Genomic DNA, 12,044 nt, shown 5'->3' with positions numbered 1-12,044 from the left:
TAGCGCTCTGCGAAGACGCCAAGAGCTAGAAAGACCAGGATAATCAGTGGATAAAGTGCAAGGGTCAGTGGAAAGCCGCCAAGAAGCTCACTCTCACGCACTACGACAGTTGCGCCGCATTTCGGGCATGGATACTGTCCTTGACTTCGACGCCATGGCTTCATAGCACCCAACGCCTAAGCTAAGCGGCCTGACTGCCGTGCGATAAAGCCGGATCAGAAGACCAAACGTGGCACGGCAGACAGGTCCGCTTGAGCGCCTGGTTGGGAGGCACCGTGCCAGAACCCTGCGCTGAACTCAGCAGGGAAATATGCTGCCTGAGCGGCACTGCCTGAAAAGCCATGGACACGACTCCTTGTGATCTGAACTCAATGCGGGTGACGATGCCGCCAACGACGAACTGAAGCAAGTGCGGGAGACCCTGAGCAACTGAAGACAGCTACCAAATCCTTTACCCGAAAAGGGTGCGCTACAGAAACCTGCGAGCACCAAAAGCTAAACCCGAAGTGTGATGTCTCAAAGCTATACGAACCACAAAAAGAAAAGCTACTGCCGCAGTGCCGCCCAACGCCGAGCATAAGCCGCGGCCACGCCGGAGCGCAGCGGAGGCGTGGACGTCGGCTTGATGCTCTGGTTAGGGCTTGCCGCTAGTTTCATAAAGCTCGTCAAAGACATGGTCTGGCATCCAGGTCTCGTACTCTCCGGTGTGCCAACTTTTCGCACGACTAGGTAGCCTAGATATATATGCATGTGAGCGCTCGGTGGGGGCTGCATTGTTCGGCTTGAACTGAACTTGCTGTAGCGGTAGCGGTAGCCGTAGTCGCGGTTTGATATCTCGGCCGCTTTGACTATAGGCCCGTACTTTCCGGCCGTATCCCGATTCCGAGCGGAATATTCCGCCATCTGTTCTAGTGGGACAAACGGCCTTTGTTCCCGGCCTAATGCTTTCATGAGGCACGACCCTCTGTGAGCCCTAACGCCAATTAGCTACAAAAATGTCGGATAACCCGGCCTGAGCGGTGTTATGCGTCATCCTGTCGCCTAAACCATTCACGGCCGGATTCTGCGCGCATTTGTCGCCTAATCCGTGACGGCGACGCGGACGCCGGGTGGAAGGTGGATTCGCTAAAGGACAGGGGCTCATCGGAGTTCCGTACAAGGGACCACACCATGGCTGAGTCATCGAAGGCGACATCCGTTCCCCCTGGGTCACCGCGACTTCCAGATCAGGTTCGTCAGCAGATTCGGGCGCGTCACTATAGCGTTCGTAACGAGACCGCTTACGCGAACCGGATCAAGCGGTTCATCTTTCCGCGACACGCATCCTTCCGAAGCGAAGCCAACCGTTGAGGCACAGCGCAGCGAAGCTGTGTCCGAAAGCAGCAAACCTTAGGATGGGGCGCGCTGGCCGAGTAGCGGCCATGCTTTTCCTTTGATCAGGAGAGAGTGGGATGAGCGAAGCGTGGATCATCGATGCCTGCCGCACCCCGCGGGCAATCGGCAAGGCGGGCAAGGGCGCGTACACCGGCATTCATCCGCAGCGTTTGGGCGCAACGGTGCTCAAGGCCTTGGCCGAGCGCAACGGCCTCAACACGGCGGAAATCGACGACATCATCTGGGCCACCAGTTCCCAGCGTGGCCAGCAGAGCGGCGATCTGGGGCGCATGTCCGCGCTGGATGCGGGCTACGACGTCCGTGCCAGCGCCGTGACGCTCGACCGCTTCTGCGGCTCGGGCATCACCAGCGTCACGCTCGCTGCGGCGTCGGTCCTTTCCGGCATGGAAGACTGCGTCATCGCCGGCGGCACCGAGATGATGTCCAACTACGGCTTCGGCGGGAATGATCTGCCGGCGTTCCTGGACAACGGCAACCTCCATCTGCGCCAGTTGCACCCGCAGCCGCATCAGGGCGTCTGCGCCGATGCGATCGCCGCGATGGAAGGCATCAGCCGCGAAGACTGCGACCGGATTGGCCTGGTCAGTCAGGAACGCGCGGCGCGCGCGATTGCCGAAGGACGCTTCGCGAAGAGCCTGATTCCGGTGTTTCGCGATGACGGCTCGCTGGCGCTCGACCGCGATGAATACCCGCGCGCCGGCACCACGCTGGAGAGCCTGAGCCAGCTCAAGGCCGCGTTCGGGCAGTTCGCCGATCGACCGCTCGATGAAGCCGGCACGACGTATCGCCAGCTGATTCAGTCCGTGTACCCGGAACTGGCCTTCGACGCGGTCCACCACGCCGGCAACTCTTCGGGTGTGGTCGATGGCGCGGCGGCCTTGCTGCTCGCGTCGCCGCAGTACGCACGTGCGCAGGGATGGAAGCCGCGTGCCCGCATCGTCGCCACCGCGAACATCGGCGACTCGCCGACTCTGATGCTCAATGCGCCGGTACCGGCCGCCCGCAAGGTGTTGGCGAAGGCAGGCCTGACGATCGAAGACATCGATCTGTTCGAGATCAACGAAGCTTTCGCGGTGGTCACCGAGAAGTTCATCCGCGATCTCGATCTGGACCGCGACAAGGTCAACGTCAATGGCGGCTCGATTGCGCTGGGCCATCCGATCGGCGCAACGGGCGCGATGCTGATCGGCACCGTGCTCGACGAACTGGAGCGCCGCGGACTTCGCCGCGGCCTGGTGACGATGTGTGCGGCCGGCGGCATGGCGCCGGCCATCATCATCGAACGCCTCTGATCAGCAGGCTTCGATAAGTCCCGCCATAGTCCTCGGCCGTGTTTTCACGGCCGAGCAAGGCTGATGAAGCTTTTGCGAGCTACCAGCAGACCCTGAAACTGATCCGGCCGATTTGAAAGCGACCGGATCAGTCCGTCCCGTCGAACCGCCTCACTCTTGGATGGCGAGGGCAGCCTTGTTCAGGGTCCCGAGCGTAGTCCCCGCTGCCGGTTTGCTCAGGCCCAGCCTCACGAACTCGATCGGAAGATTTTCGCTGGCGGGCAGCAGCGGCACGCTGAAGGTTTTGGCTGTTTTCTCGCCCGGTGCCCAGGACAGTGTTCCGCTGACCTGCGTGAAGTCGGAGCCGGTCTTGGAAGAGGCTGCCGCCGCCGAATAGCGCACGGAAGCTGGCCCGTCGTAGGGCGCTTTGCGGGTCACCGTAATCACGGCATTACCCGAGCTGGCCTGCGTGGTGAACAGCGGCTTGGAAAACTGCACCGGACCGGATGAACCGACCACCGTGCTGTCCGTGATCTTCGCGACGAAGGCATCGGTGACGCAATTCGTGTCCGAATCTTCAAAGCAGGGGCCGCTGCCGTTGGCAGCCTGCACCGGATTGACGGTCGGGAAATCGGTCGAGCTGGTGCTGCCCGCCACGTAGGCGGTGCCGGCTGCATCGACTGCGATCGCTAAGGCTTGGTCGTCGCCAGCAATGCCGTTCACCACGTCGTGCACGGTGCCGCCGAGATAGGTCGAGTAGAGCAGGCTGCTGCCATCCGGGCTGAGCTTGCTCACGAAGGCATCGCGGCCACCGGCGTTGGCGGCTTGCAGGGGGCGGGCGGTCGGGAAATTGGTCGAAAAGGTCGAGCCGGCCACATAGGCATCGCCAGCACTGTCGACGGCAATGGCATTCGCCGAGTCGTCGGCGCTGCCACCGAGATAGCTGGCGTAGACCAGTGCGCTGCCATCGGCCTTGATCTTGCCGACGAAGCCATCCTGACCACCGGCACTGTGCGGCTGCAGCGGGTTGCGGAGCTTGAGGTTGGCGGATCGCGTCGAGCCGGCGATGTAGGCGTTGCCGGCGGCATCGACGGCGATGGCCTTGACCTCGTCGTCCTTGGTCCCACCGAAATAGGTTCCATACGACAGGGCTGAACCATCTGCGGTGAACTTCACCACGAAAGCGTCGGAGCCCCCGGCATAGGCCTGCAGCGGATTGACGGTCGGGAAATCGTTGGAGTCGGTCTTGCCAGCGACGTAGGCGTTGCCAGCGCTGTCCACGGCTATCGCAAAGGCGTCGTCTTCATTGCTGCCGCCGAGATAAGTTGAATAGACCAGTGCGCTACCGGCAGGGTTGATCTTGCTGACGAAGGCGCTTATGGGCCCTGCCCTGACCGCTTGAAAGGCGTTCCGGACCGGAAAGTTGCTGGAATCGGTCTCACCGGCGACATAGGCGTTGCCCGCGCCGTCCACGGCGATCGCATAGGCGATGTCATTGCCGTAGGTTCCGCCGCCCAGGGAAGTATCCCCGCCGAGATAGGTCGAATACAGGAAGGCGCTGCCGTCGGACTTCAGCTTGGAAACAAAGGCGCTGGCCTGACCATCCGAGGCAGCGTTGTGGGCCTGCAGGGGATTGAAGGTCGGAAAATCCGTTGAACTCGTATATCCGGCTACGTAGACGTCGCCCGCTGCATCGACCGCGAGAGCCTGGACAATGTCATCGCCGTGTCCGCCGATATAGGTCGCGAACAGCTTCTGCGAACCATCGGCGCTGAGCTTGGCGATGAAGCCATCGCAGCACTCGAAAGCGCCGCCAAAATGCGACTGGAGAGCGTTGGTGACCGGGAAATGAGCCGACTCCGTTTCTCCGGCAAACAGGATGTTGCCGTTGGCATCGACTGCAACCGCATAGGCGCCCTCGAAGCCGTTGGAGCCGAGGTAGGTGGAATAGGCCAGCACCGGGTCGATCGTCAGCGGCTGGCTGTGATCGTAGGCCGCCACATTGAACGCGAGCTGCTGCCCCTTGAGTTCGTAGCCCGCGTCGACGTGCTTTCTCTCGCCGGCCACGGTTTGATAAACCACTGGTTTCTGTTGCCTGATCACCCGGTCCCCGACCTTGATCAGCAGATCGCCGTGATCGTCCAGCGTCAGCGAATCCGCGCCATTGATGTTGAGCCTGATCGTCCGCGGGTCGGCCTCGGGTGCGACCACAAAGTCGTATTCGAGCTGCTGCGGATTGCCGTAGACCAGCCAGTCGATGCCAGGATAGACAGCGCTATAGCGCACACGGTCGTAGTTCGCGACATGCGTATGCCACTTTGCCGGATCAGTGCCGGCCAGGTAGTTGCTGTAGCTAGCCTGCGGCAGCTCGGCCTGCAGCTTGGCGCCGGCGCTCGTGCCGACGAGATGCAGCTGCAGGGCACGGGAATCGCTGTCTGCCTGGCGCTTACTGACCGAAGATTGCGCAGGTTTAGCAATGCTGTGCAGGCTGAGAACTGCACCGTCCTCGACCAGGCCCAGACTGTAGCCCGGTCCCCTGGCCAGATATTTCACCGCAGCGGCGCTCTGGCCGACATTGGGTTCGAAGCTCATCGCCAGCTTGCCGAACCCTGCAGTGCTGCGAAGACTCGCCGCAGCGATTGGAGCCGCTGATCCAGGCTTTTCCGGTATCGGTGCAGATTCCAGCGCAGTTCTCTGAGCAGCAAGAGAATTCGCGCCGAAGACGACCATCAGGCAGGCGAGAGACCAACCGAGAGCAGATTTTTTCATGCCATTCCCCTAACGAAGCTTTAGTGGGCTTCACGCTGGTTCAGACCTAGGTGGCGATTCTAACGCTTGCGATGCGGGAAGCGTCCGTAGCGCCGGATGCCTACTCGATGAACGACAATTCGGCCTCTGATGCCGAATGAGCTGCCCATGAAAGCTGCTGTCGTTGACACTTTCGATCACCCGCCGCGCTACCGCGACTTCACCTCCCCGCTGCCCTTGGCCGACGAAGTGCTGGTGTCGACCACCGCCTCGGCGATGAGCCAGCTGACGCGGGCGCAGGCTTCCGGCAAGCACTACAGCAGTGGCACGCCGCCCCTGGTGCCGGGGGCCGATGGGGTTGGCCGGCTCGCCAACGGTCAGCGCGTGTACTTCGCGTTTCCGCGCGCGCCAGTGGGGGCGATGGCGCAACAGGTAGCGGTGAAAGCCGCTTACACCGTGGCCCTGCCTGACGACATCGACGATGTCACGGCTGCCGCCATTGCCAACCCCGCCATGTCGTCCTGGGCAGCGCTCACCGAGCGCACGCAGCTGCGCAAAGGCGAGTCGGTCCTGATCAATGGCGCCGCTGGCGTTTCGGGTCGTCTCGCCATCCAGATCGCGAAGCACCTGGGCGCTGGCCGCGTCATCGCGACCGCACGCAATCCTGCTTCCGAGGCCGAGCTGCGCACCCTGGGCGCGGATGCCTTCGTGCCGCTGTCGCAATCACCGAAAGCCCTGGGCGAGCACTTTCGCGCCGAGATCGCCGAGGGCGTCGATATCGTGCTGGACTATCTGTGGGGTCCGCCCGCCGAAGCGTTGCTGAGTGCGGCCAACGGCCATGCCGAAGGCGAAGCGGCGCGACCGATCCGCTTCATCAACATCGGTGCGCTCGCCGGCGCTTCCATCGCCCTGCCCGCTGGCGTGCTGCGCAGCAGCTGCGTCGACATGATGGGCAGCGGACTTGGCAGCCTTTCCAACCTCGCGCTGATGCGCTCCATCGGCAGCCTGATGCAAGTGGTTCGCGCCGTCGGGCTCACGGTCAACGCAGAGCCCGTTCCACTAAGCGAAGTGGAAAGCGCCTGGACCGCGAACGCCAGCGGGCGTGTGGTTTTCACGCTCTGAGCAGTAACCTGCTCAGGCCGAAGGCGACGCGCCAGGAGAGTCCTCAGACAAACCCAGATAGGCGCACTCCTCAGCCGTGTTCTCACGGCCGAGGAGCGCATTGCGATGCGGGAAGCGGCCGAAGCGCTGGATCACTTGCTGATACTCCAGCGCGTAGCCAAGATAGTTTTCGAACTGGCTGCGAAATGGCTCCGACGCCTCAGCGACGAGTTGCCGGTTGAGGCTGACCGAGCGCGCCTGATCGTCAAGCGATTCCGCGTGTTCGAGCGGCAGATAGAAGAAGATGCGCCGGATCGGAGACAGCTGCAGATCGGCGCCGGCGGCGATGCCATCCATGCACAGCTGCTGCCCCAGCGCCTGCCAGGCGTATGACTGCCGGTCACCCCGAAACAGATGGCGGGAGAACTGGTCGACGACGATGATCGCCGCCAGCCGGCCTTCGGGGGTGGCCAGCCAGCCGTCCCTTTCGCCGTTGACCACGGCCCGATGCAGTGCACCGAAACGGTCGCGGATCTGCTCGTCGACCGCTGGCTCCGCGTTCCACCACAGATCGGACTGGGTGCGGATGCTTTCCAGATCCTCATCGCCCGGCCCGAACCAGAATTCGAGAACTGCCTGCACTTCTGTCGTCATGAGTGCGCCGCCTGCCAAGAGCCTATGAACAAGGCTTGGGCCTAGCGCGGGTGGAACAAGATGCTGCTGACAGCATGGTCTTCACCAAGCGTCAGCAGCGCGTCGGCTCGCTCAGGCAGCACCCGCAAGGCGTGAGTGGTCAGCCGCTCGTAATGCTGGACGAAGCGATCGAGCTGGGTTCGGGACTGCAGGCCGGTGGCCTTGCTATCTGCGGCGCTGGCGGTGTCCTGCTCCTGCTGCCATCGCCAGCGGCGTACGCAGTCGATATTGGGAACGCGCAGGAACACCAGGGCATCGAGCCGCGAGTACCAGTCGGCGTATGAAGTACGCAGCTGCTCGTTGACGATATGGCGCCAACGGCCATCGGCGTCTTCACTGGCTTCGAGCGCGTTGACGGGTTCAGCGAGTTCCGCCGAAGTCTGCGGCGGCGTGCCGACGCACCAGCCTTCGAACAGCACGATGTCGACCGGACCAGTGACGCTGGACCAAGGGTTTGCCGGCATCCGATCGTCGTCGGCTTTCGAGAACTGCGGCAGCGCCAGCGAGTCTCCCTTGCGAAGCTCGCGCAGCTTGTCGAGCGTGTCGATCCCCAGCTGCACATCGTGAGTGCCGGGCACGCCGCGCGTCGCGAACAGCGGATGGACGTCGCGGGCGAGACGTTCGCGGTGCGCGCGCGGCAGATAGAAATCGTCGAGCGATAGCACCACGGCGCGTAGCCCGTGAGCGGATAGCAGCTCGTCCTTCAGGAACGCGGCAGCCGTGCTCTTGCCAGAGCCTTGTCCGCCGTTGATACCGAAGATCGAGCCGCCTTGGCCACGCCCGCGTCCGGCCATCCACGCGGCCAGTTGGCGATAGAACGCTAGTGTCCGCTGGTCCAGCATGAAAGGGCTCCGTACCTGGGGGAATCCAGGCACGGAGCCCCGCCGTTCAGTAGAGCTGAATCGAATGCCCGGCGTCGACCGTGACGATCGAACCATTCATGTGCCGCGACGCGTCGCTGGCTAGCAGCAGCAGCGGCCCGTCTAGTTCCTCGACCTGGCCGAGGCGCTGCAACGGGTGACGTTCGACATAGCTCTTGCCGATGTCGGAATCGAACAGCGGCCCGGCCATCTCGGTTTCGAAGTAGCCGGGCGCTATCGCGTTGACGCGGATGTTGTGACCGAACATGTCGCGCGCCATCGACTTGGTCAGCTGGTTGGCGGCGGCCTTGAGCGTGCAGTAGGTGGGCACACCGGCCATCACCTGAGTGCCGATGATCGAGGTGATGTTGACGATCACGCCGGGCTCGCCGGCCGCGATCAATCGGGTCGAAAAGCTGCGGCAGGTGCGCATCATTCCGGACAGATTGACGTTGATGAGATTTTCCCAGTTCTCGTCCTTCAGATCCGGAAACAGGCCGAAATCCACTTGCGCCGCGCAGTTGACCAGCAGATTGACTCTGCCGAAGGCCTGCTCTGCAGCGTCGAAGATCGCTTCCACCGATTCGCTGCTGCCGACATCACCGGCCACCGCCACCGCGTCTGCGCCGCTCTCGCGCAGATCGGCAACGACCTTTTCCAGACGCTCCAGATTGCGGGCCACGCAAACCACCTTGGCACCCGCCGCCGCCAGCGTTCCGGCGAAGCGCTTGCCCATGCCGGTGCCGGCACCGGTGACCAGCGCGACCTTGCCCTTCAGCGAAAACAGACTTTCGACATTCATCGACGCAGCTCCAGAAGTCATGGATCAATCCCGGCCGAGACGCGGCATCGACCAGGCCCGCTCGCGCAGGATCTTCTGGCGCTCTTCGGGTGACAGGCGCGGGATCGACGCCGGCAGCAGGGCATCGAGTTGCGAGCGCTTGACCTTGCGGATCGTCGGCAGCGGCAGGGTGTCGGCCTCGTAATAGCGGATGGTGATCAGGCCCGAGGGATGGCCGCCGGCATCGAGCCAGTTGGCGATGCCCGGATCATCGTGCGAGATCACCGCCCGGAAGATGCCGCCTTCCTCGACTCTGGCCTGATGGCCGTTGAGCGAGGTCTGGCGCAGGTGGTAGTCGCGCGCTTCCCAGAAATGGCTGCCGATCTGGACGTTCCAGTACTGGGTCTTCGGCAGCTGGCATTCGAGGATCAGCGCTTCGTCCAGCGCGCACTCGTATGGGCCTTTGCCGTACTGGATGGCGCGCCAGCCGTAGTCGATGCCATCGAAAGCCAGGGTGTTTGCCGGCGCCGTGTAATAGGTTTCCACGGAGCCGCGGAAGATTGCGGTGGCTTGGGCAAGGAAGTCGCAGAACAGCGCCGCATTGCGACGAATGTCGGCCTGGGTCAGCGGCGGCGGCGGGTACTTCGCACCCTCGTTGATGATGGTCAGGCGCGCGGCCTGTTCGGTGGTCCAGTCGTAGAAGTACTGGCGGAAAATCAGCTCGCCCGGGCCTTCCGGCAGTTCCAGCCAGTTCTGCGCATCGGCCGGCCGCTTGCGGCTGAGCACGATGTCGACGTGATTGTTCGGCCCCACCTCCGCCTTCGGCAGACGCGCGTGCAGTATCCATTCACCGAGCCGCGCGAATTGGCTGCGACGCGATTCGATGTCGAACATCTTCGCGGTGCCGCGATCGCCGCTGATGCGATAGACGTTATCGCCGTGCACGGGTGCCCACTGGTAGTGGCAGTCCGCCGATGGCAGACCCCATTGCAGGCGCGTGCTGAGCAGCTGCAGGAAGCGCGGGTAGTTCGGATTCGACTCCTCCATCGTGATCGGCAGCGCACCGGCGATCAGGCGGGTGAGATAGCGCAGGCCTTCAGCGCGGGTCAGGTCGTCGGTCACCCGGGGGTCTTTCCAGACCAGGGCTTCCAGCTCGCCCATGGCCTTGACTACCGCGCGCCAGATGTCCGGTTGCGTGAATTTCAGATGCTCGAAGGAAGTGTGTGCAGTCATGCGGAGATGCTCCGATCTGTCGTGATGTAGCTGCGGAAGCGCTCGCCATAGGCGGCGAAGCGTCGGTCGATGGTGTCGCTGGCGTAGCCGTAGTCAGCGGCGGAATAGCTGTAATGGCCGAGGTAATGCGGTGGGCGCTGTTCTTCCCAGGCGTTGATCAGCTGGGCGGCTTCCGGTGTCAGCACGCGGCCCGCGCGCTCATAGATACGGCGGACCACGTCGAGCGCGTTGTCGATCACTTCCTCATAGCGGACGTCGAGGATGCGATCGGCCGGCAAGCCCTTGCGCAGCTCCAGATAGCGGTCCATCGAGCGGCCGAAGTAGTCGAGCATCTCGTCGCCCAGCACCTTGCGATCGACATGATCGCTGTGGATGCGGCGCATCTCTTCGACCAGGCCGGCGATCGAGGGCAGCAGCTTGTTGACGTCACGATGGCAGTGCACCAGCACGGCGTCCGGAAAGGTTTCCAGCAGCACGTCGATCAAGCCGGTGTGGCACGGCGATTTCAGCACCCAGCCGCGGCCGCGCGCGCCACCTTCCTGCCATTGCAGATACTGCATCTGGCTGAGCAGATACTGATACACCGGCCGCGGATCACCGTTCATGACGTAGTCGTAGAACGAGGTCGAACGCGCGAACAGCCAGGTGACCACGCAATCGAAGGAGCCCTGCATCAGCAGCACTTCTTCGTCCGGCTGCAGTGCTTCGGTGGGATGACGCGCAACGAAGGCGGGGTACAGCTCGGTGAGCATCGCCACGGCGGCCTGCGCGGCTTCGATGCGTCCTTTGGGATTGCCCGGCTCCTCGTCCGGGAACGGCGCCGGGTTCATCATTTTCCAGTACATCATCCCCTGCGCCTGCGGATCGGCGGACAGGATGCGTTGCAGCTTGGTGGTGCCGGTGCGCGGCAGGCCGAGGATGACGATCGGCTTGACGATTTTCTCGTCCAGGATTTCCGGGTGCGCCTTCACGTCGCGCACGTAGCGCAGGCGGTTGACCAGCATGTTGATCACGCCGCCGTAGGCGAGTTGCTCGCCCATCGCACTGAACTGCGCTTCCTCGCGGAAACCGGCGATCAGCACCTCGAGCGCCTTCATGAAACTGGGATCGCCGAAATCTTCCAGCCCGGCCATCGCACGCGCGGCGGCCAACAGTTCCGGCACGGTCTTGGGCAGCACGGCTGCCTCGCTTGTTTCGCTCATCGCTCCTCCAGCATTTTTCAATCGCCTCTTTGGGCGGTCGCCGATAGTTGTAGCGGGTCGCCGATTGCGGCACTGTCAGATTCGTACGCTGCGGCCTGAACAGAATCGTCCAACGATCGGGGCCTGAAGCGGTGCTGGTGCAGGAGGAGAAGACAGATGGCCCACGACATCGGGATACGCGGCGTCGACGCCTACAGCCAGGCGTGCCGGACGACACCGCTGATGGAACGCAAGAGCGCCGAGCGCACCGGCATCAGCCTGTACGGCTGGGGCGTGAAGCCGGACAAGGAACTGTTCGTCTCGGAATCGCAGGAGCTGACCCTGGCCGTGCACCTCAGCGGCGCGCGCCGCGTGCGGGTGTTCACCGACGGCGGCTTGAGCCGGCGTTTCTCAAGGCCGGGCGACATCACGCTGATTCCGCGCGGCCAGTCGATCAGCTATCTCACCGATGGCGAAGTGGAGTTCGCCACGGCCCATTTTCCGCTCGATGCCGCGAAGATCTTTCGTGATGTCGCCGGCGACCGTTTGCTGAATCTGCCGCATTGCCTGTTCGCGATCCGTGACGATTACGTGGTGTCCAGCGTCCGCACCCTGATGCGCGCGCCGGCGCTGTCGTCGCGCAACACGCGGCACTACGTCACCCATCTGCTCAACTCGCTGGCCTGGCATCTGGTGCGGGTGGTTGCCGATGGCAATGCCGAACCGGTGCGGCTCGCGCAGTGGCAACCGGCAGCAGATGGCGCGCTGCGCGAGAGATCGG

The 12,044-nt window shown here is 63.2% G+C and carries 9 protein-coding genes; 3 read left to right on the top strand and 6 right to left on the bottom strand.

Going from position 1 to position 12,044, the window contains the following annotated elements; genetic code table 11:
* Nucleotides 1–1,451 precede the first annotated feature (1,451 nt).
* Complete coding sequence (locus QZY06_RS18940) at nucleotides 1,452–2,687, top strand: acetyl-CoA C-acetyltransferase (protein WP_295687039.1); 1,236 nt, start codon at nucleotides 1,452–1,454, stop codon at nucleotides 2,685–2,687.
* A gap of 150 nt (nucleotides 2,688–2,837) precedes the next feature.
* Here QZY06_RS18940 and QZY06_RS18935 read toward each other — a convergent pair whose 3' ends face one another.
* The gene (locus QZY06_RS18935) at nucleotides 2,838–5,258 is read right to left on the bottom strand and encodes an SBBP repeat-containing protein (protein WP_295687036.1); all 2,421 of its coding nucleotides are present in this window, start codon (nucleotides 5,256–5,258) and stop codon (nucleotides 2,838–2,840) included.
* Nucleotides 5,259–5,651: 393 nt separating this feature from the next.
* Between QZY06_RS18935 and QZY06_RS18930 the strand changes: the two genes are divergently transcribed.
* Complete coding sequence (locus tag QZY06_RS18930; RefSeq protein ID WP_295687033.1) at nucleotides 5,652–6,536, top strand: zinc-binding alcohol dehydrogenase family protein; 885 nt, start codon at nucleotides 5,652–5,654, stop codon at nucleotides 6,534–6,536.
* Nucleotides 6,537–6,548: 12 nt separating this feature from the next.
* Here QZY06_RS18930 and QZY06_RS18925 read toward each other — a convergent pair whose 3' ends face one another.
* The 5 genes from QZY06_RS18925 to QZY06_RS18905 are packed head-to-tail and all read right to left on the bottom strand — an operon-like array spanning nucleotide 6,549 to nucleotide 11,284.
* Entirely contained in the window at nucleotides 6,549–7,187 is a 639-nt protein-coding gene (locus QZY06_RS18925; RefSeq protein ID WP_295687031.1) for a DUF924 family protein, read from the bottom strand.
* A 23-nt stretch (nucleotides 7,188–7,210) separates the two neighbouring features.
* Nucleotides 7,211–8,050 (bottom strand): hypothetical protein, encoded by an 840-nt coding sequence (locus QZY06_RS18920; RefSeq protein WP_295687029.1) that lies wholly within the window; start codon nucleotides 8,048–8,050, stop codon nucleotides 7,211–7,213.
* A gap of 46 nt (nucleotides 8,051–8,096) precedes the next feature.
* Nucleotides 8,097–8,870 carry an SDR family NAD(P)-dependent oxidoreductase gene (locus QZY06_RS18915; protein WP_295687028.1) on the bottom strand — a complete coding sequence of 258 codons (774 nt, stop codon included), beginning with the start codon at nucleotides 8,868–8,870 and terminating at the stop codon, nucleotides 8,097–8,099.
* A gap of 24 nt (nucleotides 8,871–8,894) precedes the next feature.
* On the bottom strand, nucleotides 8,895–10,082 hold the full coding sequence (locus tag QZY06_RS18910) for a hypothetical protein (protein WP_295687025.1): 1,188 nt from the start codon (nucleotides 10,080–10,082) through the stop codon (nucleotides 8,895–8,897).
* Nucleotides 10,079–11,284 (bottom strand): sulfotransferase, encoded by a 1,206-nt coding sequence (locus QZY06_RS18905; protein ID WP_295687021.1) that lies wholly within the window; start codon nucleotides 11,282–11,284, stop codon nucleotides 10,079–10,081. The genes QZY06_RS18910 and QZY06_RS18905 overlap by 4 nt, the downstream gene beginning before the upstream one ends.
* Nucleotides 11,285–11,440: 156 nt before the next feature.
* Here QZY06_RS18905 and QZY06_RS18900 point away from each other — a divergent pair.
* Nucleotides 11,441–12,044: hypothetical protein (locus tag QZY06_RS18900; protein WP_295687017.1), on the top strand; the 604-nt coding region annotated here is incomplete at its 3' end.

It is taken from the genome of uncultured Nevskia sp. (genome assembly GCF_903885465.1).
In the GTDB taxonomy this organism is placed as follows: Bacteria; Pseudomonadota; Gammaproteobacteria; order Nevskiales; family Nevskiaceae; genus Nevskia.
This window is presented reverse-complemented; position numbering and strand designations above follow the sequence as displayed.

Excerpts from the sequence above, each read along its gene's own strand:
- QZY06_RS18935 (WP_295687036.1), bottom strand. The coding sequence starts at position 5,258 with ATGAGCTTCGAACCCAATGTCGGCCAGAGCGCCGCTGCGGTGAAATAT.
- QZY06_RS18915 (WP_295687028.1), bottom strand. The coding sequence starts at position 8,870 with ATGAATGTCGAAAGTCTGTTTTCGCTGAAGGGCAAGGTCGCGCTGGTC.
- QZY06_RS18940 (WP_295687039.1), top strand. The coding sequence starts at position 1,452 with ATGAGCGAAGCGTGGATCATCGATGCCTGCCGCACCCCGCGGGCAATC.
- QZY06_RS18905 (WP_295687021.1), bottom strand. The coding sequence starts at position 11,284 with ATGAGCGAAACAAGCGAGGCAGCCGTGCTGCCCAAGACCGTGCCGGAA.
- QZY06_RS18920 (WP_295687029.1), bottom strand. The coding sequence starts at position 8,050 with ATGCTGGACCAGCGGACACTAGCGTTCTATCGCCAACTGGCCGCGTGG.
- QZY06_RS18910 (WP_295687025.1), bottom strand. The coding sequence starts at position 10,082 with ATGACTGCACACACTTCCTTCGAGCATCTGAAATTCACGCAACCGGAC.